The sequence below is a fragment of the Pseudomonas sp. B21-056 genome (genome assembly GCF_026016325.1).
GTDB lineage: Bacteria > Pseudomonadota > Gammaproteobacteria > Pseudomonadales > Pseudomonadaceae > Aquipseudomonas.
This window is the reverse complement of sequence record NZ_CP087203.1, coordinates 2968174-2989264: the sequence shown is the minus strand read 5'-3', so window position 1 is coordinate 2989264 and position 21091 is coordinate 2968174. Positions and strand designations below refer to the sequence as shown.

The following is a 21091-nucleotide window of genomic DNA, read 5'->3' as shown; positions in this document are numbered from 1 at the left end:
GACGGGCGTCGGCTAAAGCAGCCATTGCGTAGATGCTGAACGAGATGCGAGTTCAATTCGACGTAGGCGCCTACAGCCATGACCCTATAACCAATCTGACGCCTACTTCCACACACCTCGTCGACAGGCTTACCGTATCCGATACAACACAGCAGCCCCTGGCTTGGGTTCGAAAGCCGGCACAGTGCGCTGCTTGAGTGGCATACCCGCTGCATCCCAAACCAAGGTGTCCGATGGGTACTCGTCCTTGCGGGTCATGGCGTCGATCTGCTTGACGATCACTTCCGAGCTTGCAGGCACTTCGGGGTTCCATTCGAATACGCCAACGCTACCGTAGAACACAGCCGGTGCGTCGACGTCGAGGCGCCGGTCGGGACACATGACCAGGCCGCGGTCAAGCATGACCCGCAACGCGCCGACTGGCACCGCCTTCACCGTGGGCGTGGTGCGCTCGGTGCTGTGGCCTGGGCAGACGTTGGCCGAGCGAGTCACCATGTCCTCGACCACTTCACGATCGGATTGGGCCTGCGCCGAAAAGGCAACGGCAGACAGGGCGAGCACTACAAGATTTGACTTCCAGGGCACCCGAAACCTCCTATGTAAAAAATACTCCAGCATTGCGGACCGCCCCCGGTAAGAACAGCCTGTTGCCTGGGGGGCACACTTGAAGACTACCACGGCATTGGTTTGTTCCGCTTGCTGATTGACGACCGATCAGATTCCTGGGGTTACGGATGGTGCCGCGTTGTTGAGCAGATTTGAAATCGAGAACAAAGTCATTCTGGATAGCACTCAACCTGGATGACCGCTTCTAGCCGATTACTGCCCTTGGTGACCGGCTGAATACAGCCAAAAACGGCGTTCGACTCACTACCCCCCCACATCGGTGGCTCCCAGCGCATTGCCGAATCCATCGACGATGCCATGCTGCACGTAGAGCGCAACGGCAGTCACCTGGCGCTCTTCGAATCGACCCAACGTTCGAAACAGACTGCCTTCCGCTTTCTTGAATCGACGCTGGAGTCGGTGGCGGTCTGAAGCCCCTTGGGTCACCACTAGTCCCCTGATGGGTGCGAGCCTGCTCGCGATGCTGACCCAGTCAACAATGATGCCGACCGGCATGGCCCTTTCGCGAGCAAGCTCGCTCCCACAGTGGATTTGTGGTGTACGTGATATTTGTGTCTGACACTGGACCTGTGGGAGCCACGCTGCCGGCGATGGCGGTGGCTCATCCGACATGAATGCAAGCTGAACCGACGCCATCGCGAGCAGGCTCGCTCCCACATTGGATTGTGGTGCATGTGATATTTGTATCTGGCACCAGACCTGTGAGAACAGGCTGCCCGTGATGGCGGTGAGCACATTCAACAGGGGATGCAAGCTGAACCAATGCCTTCGCTCGTACGGTAAGTCTGGGGATACGGCATTTACTCGCCGATAGCAAAGCCCTGTGGGAGCGAGCCTGCTCGCGATGGCGTCGCTTCAGCCGGCCGGTGATGTCCGCTGACATGCCCTCTTTGCGAGCAGACTCCCCCCATCAAACCAGCTCGACCTCACGCAGCCATATGCTTCTCGCGATGGAACTCAAGATACAAAACAGTGCGGTAGGCCCTTGAGGCATTGACGGCGAAATGATCGAGCGAGCCATCGAAGATCACCAGATTGCCGTTGGTGCTCTGGTTGAAGCTGCCTTTGACGTTGAGGTAAGAGTAGTTATCGGTCGTCGGTGCGTCGATGGTCAGTTGCATGTGCAATAGACCTTCTTCCCAGGTGCCGGTGTGGGCATGGGTGCTGACGAATACGCTGGGCTCCATGCGCAGCAAGGCGCAGAGCTTGATACCGGGAAGCTTGCTCAACAGTTCGATGGTCCGAGGCATGGCGGCACGGGCATAAGGAATCGGAGTGTCATAGGCAACCAGGCCGTACTGCGTCCACTCTGGCTTGATTTCCATGTTGTCGCCCCATCCCCAGAGCCAGCCATACTGACCACCGGCCTTCATATGCGCGGCGACCTCATCGACGATCTGGGTGATCGACTTGCCCACGCGGTTGATGGACAGGGTCGGCGCATCGAGGGCGAGAAACTCTTCACGAATTACTTCCCAGTTGTCGGCAAGCTCCACAAGCTTGGGAAAACGGCTGATCTCATAAAACGGCGGGCGCATAAGGTGCTCCTTGTATCGGGGGGTGTCGATTCAGATGGCGATGCAAATACCGTTCTGCCAGACCCGCGTGCTGGTCCGGCAGAGACTCGGTAAAGGTTGACTCAGCGCCCCCGGCCTGTCTGTCACGGGAATCCGGTACAACAGGCCATGTCCGCTATCACAAGGCGTTGACCGAGGGGCTGTCGCTCGCCTGTACGGTTTCCGCTTGCGGCTGCGCCTCGGCCAGACGCCGCATCGGCCTATAGAGCAGAATGCCCAAAGGAAGAAGTGCAAAAAGCGCACCGGCAACCACGAACAGCATTCCTACGCCACGTCCAGCGCCCACCCCCAGCCAGAGGCCGATCGAATCAGCGTAGAGACCACCGGATACCAGAGCCGGCTGGAACCAGTGATCCACCAGTAAACCACCGACGAAGATCACCAGGCTCGTGGCGGCAATGGTCAACATATTGATCAGCGCAAACACACTGGCGCGATTACCGCTAGGGATCTTGTGCATCCACAGCGAGCTCACGCAAGCCTCAGCGACACAGGCCGAAGTGATGGCGAAGAACGCCAGGACACAATAGGCGACGGGGTGCAGAACCCCTCCCAATGAGATGACGCAGATTGCCAGCGACAGATCGGCCACTCCCACCAAGGCCATCAACCTGCGCGGGTTGCCGATAAGAATCAGCAATCCGGCGCCGAACAATCCTCCCAGGGCCGACCATGTATAAACCATGCCCAGCATCTGACTGCTGAGGGTAGACAACACCAACGGCGTCATCATCACCGTCGCCAACGAAAGAAGCGCGTTGCGTGCCACGGTGTAAACCAATAACCAGACCATCAGGTAATCGACAGAAAGGAATTTCAACGCCGAGGCAATGTTGCGCAGCACGCTGCGAAACACCGATCCCTTACCGACAACGTGCTGGCGCTGCGAGGTGTGCAACGCATGGGAAAACGCCTTGACCACCAGTACGGTGCCGGAACAGAAAGTCACCACGTTCAGAACCAGAATCATCGACAGGCCAGCCTTGGCCATGATGATCCCCGCCAGTTGCGGCGCTACCAATGCCGAAACGTTCTTGCTGATGCTGATCAGCCCGGAGGCCCGGGTGAATTTCTGCGGCGCGACAATGGTCGTGACGGCCGCCTGATAAGCCGGTTTGCGGAAAGCGGCGACGATTGAAGCCAGGCAATTGAAGATGTACAGATGCAGGGGTTCCAGGTGATCGAGCCAGAGCAACACAATAACCCCGAAAAGCAGCAAGGTCAGGATCACATCGCAGCAGACAATGATCACTCTGTGACTGATCCGGTCGGCCAACCCTCCCGCCAACGGCAAAAACACAAGCGCCGGCAACGTTGTCGCCAATATCGCGTTGGAAAATGCCATCGCTGAGCCCGTGTGGGAATAGATCCAGACACCCAGGGCAAATCCCATCATCGTGGTGCCCACTACCGTCAGCGATTCACCGCACCAGAGCAAATAGAAACTGCGTCCAAGATCGAATCGCCAGTGCGCGCTCCTGAGATTCATGTGCGTGCATCGCGAGGTGTGCCTGCACCCATCAGCTTGTGCGTCAATCGATAGAGCAGAGAATAGGCCACTACACCCAACACCAACGGCGCATAACGGGAGAACAAAAAGCTGCGCAGCACTCGCCTGGCAATGGGCGAGCGGATATCGCCACTGACATGCAAGGGTGTCGGGAACGTGGCAGCGACGGTGGCGCCGAACGCATCGTCGATGGATTGCACCGCATGCCACCAATAAACCGGTATGTACAGGGCATCGCCCGGTTCCACCACCGTGCGCAACGCGTGCAAGCCCCGGATGCCAGGGAAGCGCCGGGTATCGATGTCATACAGATACCCCGCCTCTTCGACCACCGGCCGCAACGCCCGCCAACTGGTTTCGTCCGGCGGCAGCAGGAGGACCTCCTTGGCACCGACCACCTGGGCCATGAAGGTCTCGTCAATGACATGGAAATGCCAATCGGTGTAGGAGTTGCGATACAGAAAACTGCGATGGGCCGGGTAATGCCGCGGCTTGGAGAGTTGCGGCATGAATGGCAGGCCACCGACGTCATCTTTCATCTGCTCGATGGCCGAGCCCGCGGAAAAACGGCAGCTGTCGGCGACCAGTGGATTACCTTCTTCACCCAGGCTGTCGAGAAATTCGTGGAACGGCATCTGTCGATAGACCGTTTTCGCATCCTCGGCCAAGGCCGCCCTGACGTCGGGCTTCGACCAACCAATGACCTCCGAAACGATCCGCGTGCGCACCTTCACCGCATGGTTGCGCGAATGAGTCTTCAGGTAATCGAGTTGGTTCCATTTGTGAAAGGCCGGCCAGTGCCGCACCGCATTTTTGATCAGGCAGGGACGGTTTTGATTGACATACTTGCGGATGAATTCCTCCCTGGAAATCGTCAGGGCATCAATCACTTCGACCGATCCGGCTTGAGGATGGTTGGGAAAACGGGACAGGCTCCAGAACTTTGATGCTGGACGTTCCAGTTCGGCGGTCAATGGCATCTCACGATCCTCGCAAGCACTCTCGGGACCGTTGATATAACAGACTCCCGCGACCATCCCAAACGCCGCGCGCCACCGTTTCCACTGTTGTCCCTGCTTACCATGACAGACACCACCCAGCGGATGCTCTAGTTTTTTCCCATGATGTCATCCGCCCCTTTCGACGACGTGTCGTCCAGGCAGCGTGCACCGTTGCTGTCGTCCGAAGAGACGCCCACTGATTCTGAAAGCAGGTATTCCAACATGGATTCGTCGATCGAGCAGCTGTCCAGGCAAGCCCCAGTGTCCCACGAACTGGCCTCCGTCCAGCAGGGCATCTGGCTCGACCAGATCGCGCACCCTGACCTGCCCTACTACAACATCGGCATGTCCCTGGAAATCAAGGGTGAGATCAACATCCCGCTGTTCGAGAAAGCCATCGAGCTGGTCGCCAACAACCACGACGCCCTGCGGCTGAGCTTCAGCCATGAAGGCGGCATCGGCCGCCAACGGGTCTTGCCCGAGGTCAAGGTCAAGCTGGAGGTGGTGGAGTTCACCGAGGCCGAAGCCGATGCCGGACTGGCGATGGAATACCTGCGCAACGCCTTCCGCCAGCCGTTCCCGGAGCTGACCGGCCAGCTCTGGGAAGCACGCATGGTGCGTTGTGGCCCGAACCGCCACTACTGGCTCAACCGGTACCACCACCTGGTCACCGACGGCATCGGCGTGGCGCTGATCGGCCATGCCGTGGGTGCAGCGTACAACGGCTTGCTGGCCGGCAACGAGGAAGTTGCCGAAGGGCATTCCTACCTGTCGTTCCTGGAGGACGACCGGGCCTACCTGCAATCGTCCCGCTACGAGCGCGACCGTGAATTCTGGCAGGAAACCTACGCGCAGTTACCACCGTCGCTGCTGCAACGCCGGGCCGACTTCAAGACCGGCCAGGCCAATGAACTGGCCCCCAGCGCCCAGGTCCAGGCGATGCTGCCGCGCGCGTTGTACAACGCCCTGACGCAGTTCGCCAGCGAGCGCAGCCTGTCGGTGGCCCACGTGCTGATCAGCGTGGTCGCCACCTATTTCTGCCGCACCGTGGGCGTCGATGAGATGGTCATCGGTATGCCCGTGCACAACCGCACGAACGCCCGCACCAAGGAAACCGCCGGGATGTTTTCCTCGGTGAGCCCGATTCGCCTGCCAGTCGATCTCGACGCCTCGCTGCTGGACCTGATGCACACCGCCGGCGGCCAGCTGCGCCGCTGCTACCGCCACCAGCGCTTCCCGATTGCCGAACTCAACCGTGTCCTGCGCCTCGCACAGACCGGGCGCCGACAACTGTTCGACGTATCGCTGTCGTTCGAAAGCCTGGACGGTGACGATCAGTTCGGCGGCACCTCCTCCACCGTCATCACCATGGACAACGGCTACGAGCAGACGCCCATGGCGATCTTCGTGCGTGACTACCATCCGTTCGAAGACGTGCATCTGGACTTCAACTTCAACACCGCCTATTACAGCGTGGAAGAAGCACGCCTGCTGCAACAACGCATCGTCTCGATGCTCGAAGCGGTACTTGAGCAACACGACACGCCGGTGGGCGACTTCCCGCTGATGAGCGCGGCCGAGCGGCAGCGCCTGCAAGTCGAGTTCAATGCCACGGCCCGCGAGTATCCCCGGGATGTGCTGATCCACACCTTGTTCGAGCAGCAGGCCGCGCAACGTCCGCACGCCTGTGCCGTGCGTGGCGACGGCGGGCCGCTGCTCAGCTACGCGCAACTCAACCGCCAGGCCAACCAGCTCGCCCATCGCCTGATCGAACTGGGTGTAAAGCCGGATGACCGCGTGGCGGTGAGCCTCAAGCGTGGCCCGGAAATGGTCGTCGCCTTGCTGGGGATTCTCAAGGCCGGCGGCGCCTATGTGCCCGTCGATCCGGACCTGCCGAGCGCACGCCAGGCGTATATGCTCGAAGACAGCGCCCCTCGCGCCGTACTGAGCAGCCGGGCCCTACTGGAGCAATTGCCGGCGTTGGCGATTCCGGTACTGGTGCTCGATGACGACGAGCGTGTCACGCAGCCCGAACACAACCCGGACCCGCATGACCTGGGCCTGACAACGAAACATTTGGCCTACGTGCTCTACACCTCGGGCTCCACCGGTACCCCAAAAGGGGTGATGAACGAACATCTGGGCGTGGTCAACCGTCTGCTGTGGGCCCGTGACGAATATGGCGTCGATGCCAGCGACCGGGTCCTGCAAAAGACCCCGTTCGGTTTCGACGTGTCGGTCTGGGAATTCTTCCTGCCCTTGCTGGCCGGTGCCGAGCTGGTCATGACCCGTCCCGGCGGTCATCAGGAACCGGCTTACCTGGCCCAGGTAATGCGCGAGGCGGGCATCACCATGCTGCACTTCGTGCCGTCGATGCTCGACCTGTTCCTGGAGCACCCCGACAACCGCGACTTCCCCGAGCTGCGTCGGGTGCTGTGCAGTGGCGAAGCCCTGCCCCGAGCCCTGCAACGGCGTTTCGAACGGCAACTGGCGGGCGTCGAGTTGCATAACCTGTACGGCCCGACCGAGGCGGCCATCGACGTGACCGCCTGGCACTGCCGCCCCAGCGATCCCGGCGAAAGCGTGCCCATCGGCAAACCGATTGCCAACATCCAGATGCACGTGCTCGACGCCCGTGGCAAACCGCAACCCCTGGGCATCGCTGGCGAACTTCACATCGGTGGCATCGGCGTCGCCCGGGGCTACCTGAATCAACCGGAACTGAGCGCCGAGCGCTTCATCGCCGACCCGTTCAGCAGCGAACCGGACGCACGCCTGTACAAGACCGGCGACCTCGGTCGCTGGCTCGCCAACGGCGCGCTGGAGTACCTGGGCCGCAATGACTTCCAGGTGAAGATCCGCGGCTTGCGCATCGAGATCGGCGAAGTCGAAGCGGCCCTGGCGCTGTGCCCCGGCATTCGCGAAGTGGTGGTCATCGCCCGGGAAGACATCCCCGGCCAACCCGAGAGCAAGCGCCTGGTGGCCTATGTCTGCGGTGAACCGGTTCCGGCCGAACACCTGCGCAGCGCCTTGCTCAAGCACCTGCCCGAGTACATGGTGCCCAGTGCCTTCGTGCACCTGGACGCCCTGCCCCTCACCGCCAACGGCAAGCTCGACCGCCGTGCCCTGCCCGAACCGGGCCTGGACGCCCTCGCCAGTAAGGCCTACGAGGCGCCGCAAGGTGATACCGAAGTCGCCATTGCCGATATCTGGAAAAATCTGCTGCATCTGGATCAGGTTGGCCGTCACGATGGCTTCCTCGAACTCGGCGGCCACTCACTGCTGACCGTGCAATTGCAAGCCCGCCTGCACCAGGACCTTGGCGTCGAGATCGACTTGCGTACCTTGTTTGCCCAGACCTCGTTGAGTGAGCTGGCCCAACACGTCGAACAGGCTGGCCAGTCCCGCCTCCAGGCCATTGCGCTGATCTCCCGCGACCAGCCGCTGCCACTGTCCCTGGCCCAACAGCGCCTGTGGTTCCTCGATCAACTGGACCACGCCGCCAGCGTCGCCTACCACATGCCCGCCGCTTTGCACCTGCGCGGCGATCTGGACCGCGAAGCCTTGCAACGGGCCCTGAACCGCATCGTCGCCCGCCACGAAAGCCTGCGCACCACCTTCGAGCGCCAGGACGGCGAAGTGCGGCAACGTTTCGCCCCGGCCGACATCGGTTTCGCCCTGGTCGAACATGACCTGCAAGCCCTGGCCCCCGAGGCCCGGCAGCAGGCTGTCGAAGAACTGTCCCAGGAAGAAGCCCGCGCCGCGTTCGATCTGAGCGCCGGCCCACTGATTCGCGGCCGCCTGCTGCGTCTGGCCGAGGACGAGCACATCCTGCTGGTGACCCAGCATCACATCGTCTCCGACGGCTGGTCGGTGGCGGTGCTGATCGGTGAATTCAATGCGCTGTACGCCGCGTTCAGCCAGGACCGCGAAGACCCGCTGCCGCCGCTGGCCCTGCAATACGCCGACTACGCCGCCTGGCAACACCAGCACCTGCAAGGCCAGCGCCTGCAAGCCCAGACCCGATTCTGGAAAGAACACCTCGCCGGTGCCCCAGCGCTGCTGGAACTGCCGGCTGACCGTCCACGGCCACAGATGCAAAGCTACCAGGGCGCCGCGCTAGCGTTGCAACTGCCCGCGCCGTTGAGCGCCAGGCTACGTCGTTTCAGCCAACAGCAAGGCCTGACCCCGTTCATGACCCTGCTGGGGGCCTGGTCGATCCTGCTCTCGCGCCTGAGCAATCAGCCGGAAGTGGTTATCGGCACGCCGGTCGCCAACCGTCCACGGCGTGAAACCGAAGCGCTGATCGGCTTCTTCGTCAACACCTTGGCCCTGCGCATCGATGTGCAAGCCCACAGCCGCGTCGATCAACTGCTGGAGCGAATCAAGGCCATCACCCTCGACGCCTACCATCATCAGGACTTGCCATTCGAACAGGTCGTCGAAGCCCTGCAACCGGAGCGCAGCCTCGGGCACAGCCCGCTGTTCCAGGCCATGCTGACGCTGGGTAACACGCCACGCGATCAGGCCCTGGAACTGCCGGGCCTGAGCCTTGCCCCGCTGATCCAGCCCACGGGTACCACCCAGTTCGACGTAAGCCTGTCGCTCAACGACGACGGCAACACCATCAGCGGCCAGCTCGAATACGCCACCGACCTGTTCGACCGCTCCACCGTGGAGCGCTTCGTCCAGCATTTCCAGACCCTGCTCGAAGCGATGGTGACGGATGTCGAGCAACCGGTGCTGGCCTTGCCATTGCTCAGCCCGGCACAGCGCCTGGCCTCGCCGGCGGTGCTGCCGCCCAAGGCCACCTTCGCTCCAGGTGTGTTGATTCACCAACGCTTCGAACAACTCGCCGCCCACCAGCCCCAGCGCATTGCCCTGGTCTTCGGCGAAACGGAACTGAGTTACCAGGCCCTCAACCGCCGCGCCAACCGCATCGCCCAGACGCTGCTGGCCCAAGGCGTGCGCCCCGATGATCGGGTCGCCATCCTGGCCCGACGCGGCGTGGAAATGGTCTGCGCGGTACTGGCGGTGCTCAAGGCCGGGGCGGCCTACGTGCCACTGGACCCGGCCTACCCCGCCGAACGGCTCGGTTACCTGCTGGACGACAGCGCCCCGGTAGCGCTGCTGGCGCAACCGACGTGCCTCGACGCGCTACCCGGGCACACCGTGCCGGTGGTGAATCTCGACGATGACCTCGCGGCCGATGACCTGCCAGAGCTGGACCGCAATCCGGACGCCGACGCCCTCGGCCTGACGTCGCGGCACCTGGCCTACGTCATCTACACCTCGGGTTCCACCGGGCTGCCCAAAGGGGTGCTGGTGGAGCACGGCAACGTCGCGCGCCTGTTCGACGCCACTGCGCAACTGTTCGACTTCACTCGCAACGACGTCTGGACGCTGTTCCACTCCTTTGCGTTCGACTTCTCGGTCTGGGAAATCTGGGGCGCGCTGAGCTACGGCGGCAAACTGTTGGTGGTGCCGAGCGACATGGCCCGTTCGCCCGACGACTTCTACGCACTGGTCTGCCAGCAACAGGTGACCGTGCTGAACCAGACGCCAAGCGCCTTCCGCCAGTTCATCGAGGCCCGTGAGCGCAGCGACCTGGAGCACAGCCTGCGGGAAGTGATCTTCGGCGGCGAAGCCCTGGACTTCCGCAGCCTGCGGCCATGGACCGCCCGCACGGCGCTGTCCCGCACCCGCCTGGTGAACATGTACGGCATCACCGAAATCACCGTGCACGCCACTTACTACCCGGTCAGCCAGGATGAAATCGACGCGGGCGCGCCAAGCCTGATCGGCCCGCCACTGCCCGACCTGTGCCTGCGCATTCTCGACGACTACGGGCAACCGGTGCCGGTGGGGGTCAATGGCGAGATCCATATCGGCGGTGCCGGTGTCGCCCGGCATTACCTGAATCGCGATGAGCTGAATGCCGAGCGCTTCATTCCCGACCCGTTCGCGTCACAAGCGGATGCGCGGCTGTACCGCACCGGCGACGTCGCCCGCTACCGCGCCGACGGCGGCGTGGTCTACGTGGGCCGCAACGACTCGCAGATCAAGATCCGTGGTTTCCGCATCGAGCTGGGGGAAATCGAGGCCATCCTCAGCACCATTGCCGGTGTGCGGGGAGTGGTAGTGGTGGCCCTGGAAAAGAAACCAGGCCAATCCGACAGCAAGCAGCTGGTGGCCTACCTGTGCGGTGATCCTGTACCGGTGGAGCAACTGCGTACTGTGTTGCTGGACCATCTGCCCGCCTACATGGTCCCCAGCGCATTCGTCCAACTTGAGGCTCTGCCGCTGACGCCCAACGGCAAAATCGACCACCGAGCCCTGCCGGCACCGGATCGGGAGGCCTTTGCCAGCCTGCCCTATGAGGCGCCATGCGGCGAGATCGAACAGATCGTCGCGAGCATCTGGCAAGACTTGCTGGGCATCAAGCAGGTCAGTCGTCACGACCGCTTCTTCGACCTCGGCGGGCATTCATTGCTGACGGTGAGCCTCATTGACCGCTTGCATCAGCGCGGTCTGAGCGCAACGGTGCGTACCGTGTTCACGGCACCCAGCCTGCGAGAAATGGCTCAGGCGCTAAGCCGCGGCAACGAGAGACTCCGGGCACCGGCCAACCTGATTCCGAGCGACTGTACAGCCCTGGTCCCGGATATGCTGCCGCTGGTGGAACTGACCCCGGCCCAACTCGACCAGATCGTCGCCGCCGTCCCCGGCGGCGCGGCAAATATCCAGGATATTTACCCGCTGGCCCCGCTACAGCAAGGCATCCTGTTCCATCATTTGCTCGGTCACGAAGGCGACACGTACCTGGTGCGCTCGATCATCGAATTCGACGATCGCCAACGCCTCGATGCTTTTATCAGAGCCTTGCAGGCAGTGATCGATCGTCATGATATTCGGCGCAGCGCCGTGCATTGGGTAGGCCAGCCACAACCGGTTCAGGTAGTACACCGCCAGGCAGAGCTACCCGTCCAGCACATCACGCTGAGTGCCGATGAGGATCCGCGTACCCAGCTGGAACGTATGAGCGATCCACGGCATCTGCGTCTTGACCTGCAGCAAGCACCGCTGACCCGAGCCTATGTCGCTCGCGATCCGCATTCCGAACGCTGGTTGCTGGCGCTGCTCGACCATCACATGATCAGCGATCACGTGTCCCAAGGGATCGTACTCGAAGAAATCCAGGCCCTGTTGCAGGATCAGAACGCCGCTCTTCCAGAACCCGTGCCTTACCGGGAATTTGTCGCCCACATCCTCGCCACGCCTCCCCTGCTCCACGAAGCCTACTTCAGCAACCGGCTGGCGAGCGTGGATGAACCCACCACGCCGTTTGGCGTGCTGGATATCCAAGGCGATGGTAGCCAAGTCGTGGACGCCAGCCTGCATTTCGACCCGATCCTGAGCCAGCGGATTCGCGCTCAGGCACGAGCGGCCGGGGTGACGCCGGCCGTGCTGTTTCATGTCGCCTGGGCTCAGGTGCTGGGACGCTGCACCGAGCGTGACGACGTGGTGTTCGGCACCGTGGTCGCCGGCCGCCTGCAAGGTTCGGTGGGCGCCGACCGGGCATTGGGGGTGTTCATCAACACCTTGCCCGTGCGGGTCCGACTGGCCGGGTTCGGGGTTGGCGCGTTGGTGGACGAAACCTACCGCGACCTCAGCGAACTGCTGAACCACGAACAGGCCTCCCTGGCCCAGGCCCAACGCTGCAGCGGCGTCGGCCCCGGCCTGCCGCTGTTCACCACGCTGCTCAACTACCGCCATCAAACAGACGGCGGCTCGCTGGCCAATGCCGATCAGATCCTGGCCTGGGACGGTGTGCGCTTCCTGAGCAACGAAGCCCGCACCAACTACCCGATTGAAGTGGCCGTGGCGGATGAAGGCGATGATTTCTCCGTGACTGCCCAGGCTGTCGCCGGCATCGACCCGCAACGCATCGCGGCCTACTTGAAGCACGCCGTATCCGCCCTGGTGGACGCCCTCGAGCAGTCACCGGAAACCCTCGCCAGCAGCCTCGACGTGCTGCCCGCCAGCGAACGCCAGTTGCTGCTCAGCGACTTCAACCGCACCACCACCGATTTCGGTGCGGCGCAGCCGATCCACCAACTGTTCGAAGCCCAGGTGCAGGCCAACCCTGACGCGGTGGCCCTGGTCTGCGAAGACCGCCAGTTGAGCTATCGCCAGCTCAATCGCCGCGCCAACCACCTGGCCCGGCAGTTGCTCGACCTTGGCGTGCAACCCGATCAGCGCGTTGCGATCTGCGCCGAGCGCAGCCTGGAGATGATCGTCGGCCTGTTGGGCGTGCTGAAAGCCGGCGCGGCCTACGTGCCCATCGACCCGGCACACCCGGCGGAGCGCATGGCGTTCATGCTGGCTGACAGTCAACCCCAGGTACTGTTGACCCAATCGGCGCTGTCCCTGCCGTCCGGGGAGCTGCCAGTATTGCTGCTGGACATCGTGGAATCGTTGCAAGCGGCGGACGATGCGGCTTTCGATAGCAACCCACAGGTAGCGGGCCTGACCGCGGACCATCTGGCCTACGTGATCTACACCTCCGGGTCCACCGGCCAGTCCAAGGGCGTGATGGTCGAGCACCGTTCGGTGTTCAACTTCTGGCACGTGCTGACCCGCACCACCCACCAGCACTGCCCGACCCCGGCCACCGTGGCGCTGAACGCCGGGTTCTTCTTCGACATGTCGATCAAGGGCATCTCCCAGCTGTTCTCCGGCCACCGCCTGGTGATCATCCCGCAACTGATCCGCGCCAGCGGCAGCGAGTTGCTGGACTTCCTCGAACAGCATCAGGTGCACGCCTTCGACTCCACGCCGTCGCAGCTCGACACCCTGCTCGCCGCCGGCCTGCTGGAGCGTCAGAGTTATCAGCCGGTCAGCGTGTTGCTCGGTGGCGAGGCGATCAACGCCGCGACTTGGGAGAAGTTGCGCAACTGCCAGAGCATCCGTTTCTACAACATGTATGGCCCCACCGAGTGCACGGTGGACGCCACCATCGACCTGATCCGCGACCTCGGTGAACGCCCGAGCATCGGCCGGCCGTTTGCCAACGTCCAGGTCCACGTGCTGGATGCCCGGGGCGAGCCGGCGCCGCTGGGCGTCGCCGGGGAAATCCACATCGGCGGTGTCGGTGTGGCCCGGGGTTACCTGAACCGGCCGGAGTTGAGCGCCGAGCGTTTTATCGCCGACCCGTTCAGCAGCGAGCCGGACGCACGCCTGTACAAGACCGGCGACCTTGGTCGCTGGTTGGCCGACGGTACGCTGGAGTACCTGGGGCGTAACGACTTCCAGGTGAAGATCCGTGGCTTCCGTATCGAGTTGGGCGAAATCGAGAACGTGCTGCTCGGTTGTGCTGGCGTCACCGACGCCGTGGTCATCGCCCGGGACGACAATCGCCTGGTGGCGTACCTGTGTGGCGAACCGGCCAGTGCCGAACACCTGCGCAGCGCCTTGCTCAAGCACCTGCCCGAGTACATGGTGCCCAGCGCTTTCGTGCACCTGGATGCCCTGCCCCTGACCGCCAACGGCAAGCTCGACCGCCGCGCCCTGCCCGAACCGGGCCTGGACGCCCTCGCCAGCAAAGCCTACGAGGCGCCGCTGGGGGATACCGAGATCGCCATTGCCGAGATCTGGAAAGGCCTGCTGCACCTGGATCAGGTCGGCCGTCACGATGGCTTCCTCGAACTCGGCGGCCACTCACTGCTGACCGTGCAACTGCAAGCCCGCCTGCACCAGGACCTCGGTGCCGAGATCGACCTGCGCACGCTGTTCGCCCAGACCTCGTTGAGTGAGCTGGCCCGGCACGTGGAACAGGCCGACCAGTCCCGCCTCCAGGCCATTGCGCTGATCTCCCGCGAACAGCCGCTGCCACTGTCCCTGGCCCAGCAGCGTTTGTGGTTCCTCGATCAACTGGACCACGCCGCCAGCGTCGCCTACCACATGCCTGCTGCGCTGCACCTGCGCGGCGATCTGGACCGCGAAGCCTTGCAACGGGCCTTGGACCGCATCGTCGCCCGCCACGAAAGCCTGCGCACCACCTTCGAGCGTCAGGACGGCGAAGTGCGGCAACGTTTCGCCCCGGCCGACATCGGTTTCGCCCTGGTCGAACATGACCTGCAAGCCCTGGCCCCCGAGGCCCGGCAGCAGGCTGTCGAAGAACTGTCCCAGGAAGAAGCCCGCGCCGCGTTCGATCTGAGCGCCGGCCCACTGATTCGCGGCCTCCTACTGCGTCTGGCCGAGGACGAGCACATCCTGCTGGTGACCCAGCACCACATCGTCTCCGACGGCTGGTCGGTGGCCGTGTTGATCGGTGAGTTCAATGCGCTGTACGCCGCGTTCAGCCAGGACCACGAAGACCCGCTGCCACCGCTGGCCCTGCAATACGCCGACTACGCCGCTTGGCAACACCAGCACCTGCAAGGCCAGCGCCTGCAAGCCCAGACGCAATTCTGGAAAGAACACCTCGCCGGTGCCCCAGCGCTGCTGGAACTGCCGGCTGACCGTCCACGGCCACAGATGCAAAGCTACCAGGGCGCCGCGCTAGCGTTGCAACTGCCCGCGCCGTTGAGCGCCAGGCTACGTCGTTTCAGCCAGCAGCAAGGCCTGACCCCGTTCATGACCCTGCTGGGGGCCTGGTCGATCCTGCTCTCGCGCCTGAGCAATCAGCCGGAAGTGGTTATCGGCACGCCGGTCGCCAACCGTCCACGGCGTGAAACCGAGGCCTTGATCGGTTTCTTCGTCAACACCCTGGCCCTGCGCATCGATGTGCAAGCCCACAGCCGCGTCGATCAACTGCTGGAGCGAATCAAGGCCATCACCCTCGACGCCTACCATCATCAGGACTTGCCATTCGAACAGGTCGTCGAAGCCCTGCAACCGGAACGCAGCCTCGGGCACAGCCCGCTGTTCCAGGCCTCGCTGGTGCTGGGCAACACGCCCAATGACCAGACGCTGGCGTTGCCGGGGCTGAACTTGACCTCACTGGCCCAAACCACCGGTACCAGTCATTTTGACGTAAGCCTGTCGCTCAACGACGACGGCAACACCATCAGCGGCCAGTTCATGTATGCCACTGACCTGTTTGACGAAACCACCATTGCCCGTTGGGGCCAGCACCTGCTGCACCTGCTCGACGCGCTGCTCGACGACGCCACCCAACCGCTGGCGACCCTGCCATTGCTGGACCCGCATCAACGTCAGCAACTGCTGGTGGAGTTCAATCCCGCCAATACTGGCCTCGACGAAAACCCAAACCGCTTCCCTCACTCGGTCTTCGAAGCACAAGCGAGCCGCACCCCGGACGCTGTGGCGCTGGTTTGCGCCGGACAAGCCCTGAGCTACGCCGAGCTCAACGCCGAGGCCAACCGCGTCGCCCACCGCCTGATCGCGCTGGGCGTGCAACCCGACGACACCGTCGGCCTGTTCGCTCGCCGCAGCCCGGAGATGGTGATCGGCTTGCTGGCCATTATGAAATCCGGTGCGGCCTATGTACCGCTCGATCCACAGTACCCGGCGGAACGCCTGGCCCACATGCTGAACGACAGTGCCCCACGGGTACTGGTTCGCCAGCAAGGTCTGGATAAACTGCAGGTCCCTCAAGGGCTGGAAACCGTTGAACTGGGCTGCCCGTTGCTGTCGCAAGCCCCCGCGCACAACCCCCAGGTGCCAGACCTGAACTTCGATCATTTGGCCTATGTGATCTACACCTCGGGTTCAACCGGTTTGCCCAAAGGCGTGATGGTGGAACATCGCGGCCTTCGCAACCTGCTGGACTGGTATCTCAACGACCTGGCGTTCAATGCCGCAGATGCCGTATTGGTGGCCTCGTCCTACAACTTCGACCTGACCCAGAAGAACATCCTGGCCCCTTTGATGGTCGGCGCCCCCCTGCATCTGGCCGAAGAACCTTTCAACCCCGGTGCCATCGTCGCGCAGATTGCAGAAGCCGGTATCACCCACACCAACATGTCGCCAAGTGCCTTCCATACGCTGGTGGCTGCCGATCGAGAGGCTGTTGCCGGCCTGAAACGGGTGGTGTTGGGAGGCGAACCGATTCCGCTCGCCCTGTTGGACAAAATGGCTGAGCCACGGCCAACCGTAGTGAACGGTTATGGGCCGACCGAGTGCAGCGGCGTCGTCGGCTGGCACAGGGTGAATCCCGATCTCACCACGTATCGGGATCAGTCGATCCCGATCGGCAGGCCGATCCGCAATATGCAGATGCACGTACTGGACAGCCACGGTCAATTACAGCCGGTGGGTGTACGCGGCGAAATCCATATTGGCGGAGTCGGTGTCGCTCGCGGCTACCTGAACCAGCCAGTGCTCAGTGCCGAGCGTTTCATCGCGGACCCATTCGCAGGCAGCGCCAACGCCCGCCTGTACAAGACCGGGGATATCGGCCGTTGGTTACCCAACGGCACGCTGGAATACCTGGGGCGTAACGATGATCAGGTGAAGATCCGCGGCCTGCGTATCGAACTGGGCGAGATCGAAGCCGCGCTCGCCGCCCTTCCGGGTGTGCGGGAAGTGGCGGTCGTTGCTCGCGACCACCAGACGGACCAGGCCGAAAACAAGCGCCTGGTCGCCTACTTATGCGGCACTCCGGCAACGGCTGAACAGCTACGCGCCGAGCTCCTTGACCGTCTGCCCGACTACATGGTGCCCAGTGCTTTCGTGGTACTGGAGGCATTGCCCCTGACCCCCAATGGCAAGCTCGACCGCCGTGCCTTGCCCGAACCCGGGCAGACCGCCTACGCCAGCCGGACCTACGAGGCGCCGCAAGGTCCCGTGGAACTGGCCATTGCGCAAATCTGGCAACAACTGCTGGGCCTGGAGCGCGTCGGTCGGCACGACGGTTTTTTCGAACTCGGCGGCCACTCGCTGCTGGCTGTCAGCCTGATCGAGCGTCTTCGCGAACAGGGCCTGAACGCCAATGTGCGCAGTGTTTTCAGCGCCCCAAGCCTGCGAGAGCTGGCCCAGGCCATGGTAAATGCCAAGGAGCACACCTTCGAGGCACCGGCCAACCGCATCCCGACCGACTGCACGGCGCTGACCCCGCAGATGTTGCCGCTGGTGGAACTGACTCAGGCCCAGCTCGAACAGATCGTCGCCGCGGTACCCGGCGGTGCCGCGAACATCCAGGACATCTACCCCCTTGCGCCACTGCAACAAGGCATCCTGTTTCACCACTTGCTGGCGCATGAAGGCGATGCCTACCTCATGCGCTCGATGCTTGAATTTGATGATCGCCAGCGTCTCGATGCCTTCATCACGGCGTTACAGACAGTGATAGATCGCCACGACATCCTGCGCACCTGCGTGCATTGGGACGGTTTGCCTCAAGCGGTACAAGTGGTGCGGCGTCAGGCGCGACTGGTGGTGCAGACCGTCACTCTCGACAATCATGAAGACCCGCTCAACCAACTTGAAGCCCTGACCAATCCACGGCAAATGCGCCTGGACCTGCGTGAGGCACCCTTGATGCGAGCCTACATCGCCCGCGATGTACATTCCGAACGCTGGACACTCGCGTTACTCAACCATCACATGGCCAGCGACCACGTAACGCTGCAAATCGTTCTGGAAGAAATCCACGCGATTCTCCATGAGCAGGGCGACAATCTGACAACACCGCAACCCTACCGCAACTTCATCGCCCAGACCCAGACCACTCCGGCCGAAGTACACGAAGCCTACTTCCGCCGCCGACTGGCCGACGTCGTTGCGCCCACCGCGCCCTTCGACCTGCTGGAAGTCCAGGGTGACGGCAATCACATCGACGAAGCGAGCCTGCCGCTCTGCGACGAACTCAACCTGCGCATACGTGCCCAGGCCCGTGAGCGTGGCATTACCCCAGCGGTGCTGTTCCATGTTGCCTGGGCACAGGTGCTGGCCCGCTGCACCAGTCGTGATGACGTGGTGTTCGGCACCGTAGTCGCCGGTCGGTTGCAAGGCTCGGCCGGAGCCGAACGCGCCCTTGGGGTGTTTATCAATACCTTGCCGGTGCGCGTCCAACTGGCCGAGGGCGGCGTCGAGGAACGGGTGTTGGCAACCCATCGGGATCTCAGTGAACTGTTGTCCCATGAACAGGCTTCTCTGGCGCTGGCACAGCGCTGCAGCGGCGTCCCCAATGCGTTGCCGTTGTTCACCACATTGCTCAACTATCGACACCAGAGTGAACAAAATCAGTTTCAGTGGCCGGGCATGCGCATCCTGAACAGCGCCGAACGGACCAACTACCCGCTGACCCTGTCGGTCAACGATTATGGCGATGCCCTGGGCCTGACGGTGCAAAGCGTCCGGGCAGTGGATCCGCAGCGTATCTGCGCGCTGATGCAACGCGCCCTGGAGCAACTGACCCAGGCCCTGATGTACACCCCACGGATCTCTTTCACCCAACTGGACGTCCTGCCGGCCGGGGAACGCAGCCTGCTGCTGGACACCTTCAACCAGACCCGCGAGGACTACCCGACGCACCTGTGCATCCAGCACCTGTTCGAAGAGCAGGTACTGCGCACACCGGACGCCTGTGCCCTGGTCGACGCCCGGCAAGCCTTCACCTACGCGGAGCTCAACGCCCAGGCCAATCGCCTGGCCCATCACTTGACTGCGACCGGGGTCCAGCCGGGGGATCTGGTGGCAATCTGCGTTGAGCGCAGCGCGGCGATGATCAGCGGCCTGCTCGGCATTCTCAAGGCCGGCGGCGCCTACGTGCCACTGGATCCGACCTACCCGGCCGAACGCCTCGCGTCGATTGTCGAAGATGCGCGGCCGCGCCTGCTGCTGGCCGATCCGGTCGGTCGCGCAGCCGTCGGCACGCTCCAGGAAGGCACCCGCTACCTGGCCCTCGGACAAGCCCTGGCGGCGCAGACGAGCACTCGCGATCCGCGCTGGGATGCCACCGGCCTGACCCCGACACACCTGGCCTATGTGATCTACACCTCCGGCTCCACCGGCAAGCCCAAGGGGGTGATGATCGAACACCGCAACCTGGTCGCCTCGACCCTGGCCCGGCGCACGGTATACGGGCCGGCGACCGACAAGCGTTTCCTGCTGCTCTCGTCGATTGCCTTCGACAGCTCCGTGGCGGGGATCTTCGGCACCCTGGTCAGCGGCGGCACCTTGTGCATCCCGGCGGCCGACACCGCACGCGATCCGCAAGCCATCGCCCGCTTCATCGACGAACAGGCCGTCACCTCACTGCTGTGCGTACCGTCCCTTGGCCGGCTGGTGCTGGCAAGCCTTGCCGGCGCAAACGGCCATGGCAGCCTGCGGGAAATGATCGTCGCCGGTGAAGCCTGCCCGACGCAGTTGGTGCAGGAATGTGCCGACCTGGAACCGGCCATCGCCCTGTACAACGAGTACGGTCCCACCGAAGCCACTGTCTGGGCCACGGTGCATCGCTGCACCGCCGAGGACCAGGGCACGGTGCCGATCGGTCGGGCGATCCCCAACAGCCGCTTGTACGTGCTCGACGAACAGGGCCGGCCGGTGCCACTCGGCGTGCCGGGCGAACTGTACGTGGGTGGCGCGGGCGTTGCCCGGGGCTACCTGGACCGTGCACAACTGAACGCCGAACACTTCCTCGCCGACCCGTTCGGCCTCGACGACGAGGCTCGGATGTACCGCACCGGCGACCTGGTGCGCATGCGCGCCGACGGGGTACTGGAGTTCCTCGGGCGCAACGACCAGCAGGTCAAGATCCGCGGTTTCCGTATCGAGCCCGGTGAAATCGAAGCCCTGATGCTGACCTTGCCGGGTGTGCGCGAAGCCGCTGTCATCGCTCGCGAAGACACCCCCGGGGCGATGCGCCTGGTGGCGTACCTGAGCGTCGAGCCGCACCTGGCCGGCCGCAATGCCAGCAGCACCTTGCGCCCGTACCTGACCTCGCAGTTGCCGGACTACATGGTCCCGGCGGCGTTCGTGGTGGTCGAGCAACTGCCGCTGAGCCCCAACGGCAAGCTCGACCGCCGTGCCCTGCCCGCGCCTCGCGACGAGGACTTCGCCTACCGCGAGTACGAAGCCCCCAACGGCGAAACCGAAGAGCTGCTGGCGCAGATCTGGGCCGACCTGCTGGGGCTGGAGCGGATCGGTCGGCATGACAACTTCTTCGAACTCGGTGGGCACTCGCTGCTGGCGGTGCAAGTCACGCTCCGGACACGCGAAACCTTCGGCGTTGAAGTACCGCTCAAGGGCCTGTTCGAACACCCATCGCTGCCGGCCCTGGCCGATCTGATCAACAGCCTGCAGTTGGCCCAGTACGAGTCGGATGAATTGATGGACCTGCAACAAGAAATGGCTTCGCTGTCTGAAAGCGAACTGCTCGCTATCGTCTCCAAGGATGCTTAACA

5 protein-coding genes are annotated in these 21091 nt (G+C 63.2%); 1 reads left to right on the top strand and 4 read right to left on the bottom strand.

Going from position 1 to position 21091, the window contains the following annotated elements; translation table 11 throughout:
- Positions 1 to 129: 129 nt before the first annotated feature.
- The 4 genes from LOY67_RS12955 to LOY67_RS12940 all read right to left on the bottom strand — a co-directional run bounded on the left by LOY67_RS12955 (position 130) and on the right by LOY67_RS12940 (position 4694).
- Positions 130 to 585 (bottom strand): hypothetical protein, encoded by a 456-nt coding sequence (locus LOY67_RS12955; RefSeq protein WP_265067546.1) that lies wholly within the window; start codon positions 583 to 585, stop codon positions 130 to 132.
- Positions 586 to 1553: 968 nt separating this feature from the next.
- Positions 1554 to 2165: an aspartyl/asparaginyl beta-hydroxylase domain-containing protein gene (locus LOY67_RS12950; protein ID WP_265067545.1), complete on the bottom strand. Its 612-nt coding sequence runs from the start codon at positions 2163 to 2165 to the stop codon at positions 1554 to 1556.
- A gap of 157 nt (positions 2166 to 2322) precedes the next feature.
- The gene (locus LOY67_RS12945; protein WP_265067544.1) at positions 2323 to 3693 is read right to left on the bottom strand and encodes an MFS transporter; all 1371 of its coding nucleotides are present in this window, start codon (positions 3691 to 3693) and stop codon (positions 2323 to 2325) included.
- Positions 3690 to 4694 (bottom strand): cupin-like domain-containing protein, encoded by a 1005-nt coding sequence (locus LOY67_RS12940; RefSeq protein WP_265067543.1) that lies wholly within the window; start codon positions 4692 to 4694, stop codon positions 3690 to 3692. Before LOY67_RS12940 ends, LOY67_RS12945 begins: the two co-directional genes overlap by 4 nt.
- A gap of 243 nt (positions 4695 to 4937) precedes the next feature.
- Between LOY67_RS12940 and LOY67_RS12935 the strand changes: the two genes are divergently transcribed.
- Positions 4938 to 21089: a non-ribosomal peptide synthetase gene (locus tag LOY67_RS12935; protein WP_265067542.1), complete on the top strand. Its 16152-nt coding sequence runs from the start codon at positions 4938 to 4940 to the stop codon at positions 21087 to 21089.
- Positions 21090 to 21091 lie beyond the last annotated feature (2 nt).

What these genes read in the sequence shown, in the direction of transcription:
- LOY67_RS12950 (WP_265067545.1), bottom strand. Translation starts at nt 2,165, where the DNA reads ATGCGCCCGCCGTTTTATGAGATCAGCCGTTTTCCCAAGCTTGTGGAG.
- LOY67_RS12940 (WP_265067543.1), bottom strand. Translation starts at nt 4,694, where the DNA reads ATGCCATTGACCGCCGAACTGGAACGTCCAGCATCAAAGTTCTGGAGC.
- LOY67_RS12935 (WP_265067542.1), top strand. Translation starts at nt 4,938, where the DNA reads ATGGATTCGTCGATCGAGCAGCTGTCCAGGCAAGCCCCAGTGTCCCAC.
- LOY67_RS12945 (WP_265067544.1), bottom strand. Translation starts at nt 3,693, where the DNA reads ATGAATCTCAGGAGCGCGCACTGGCGATTCGATCTTGGACGCAGTTTC.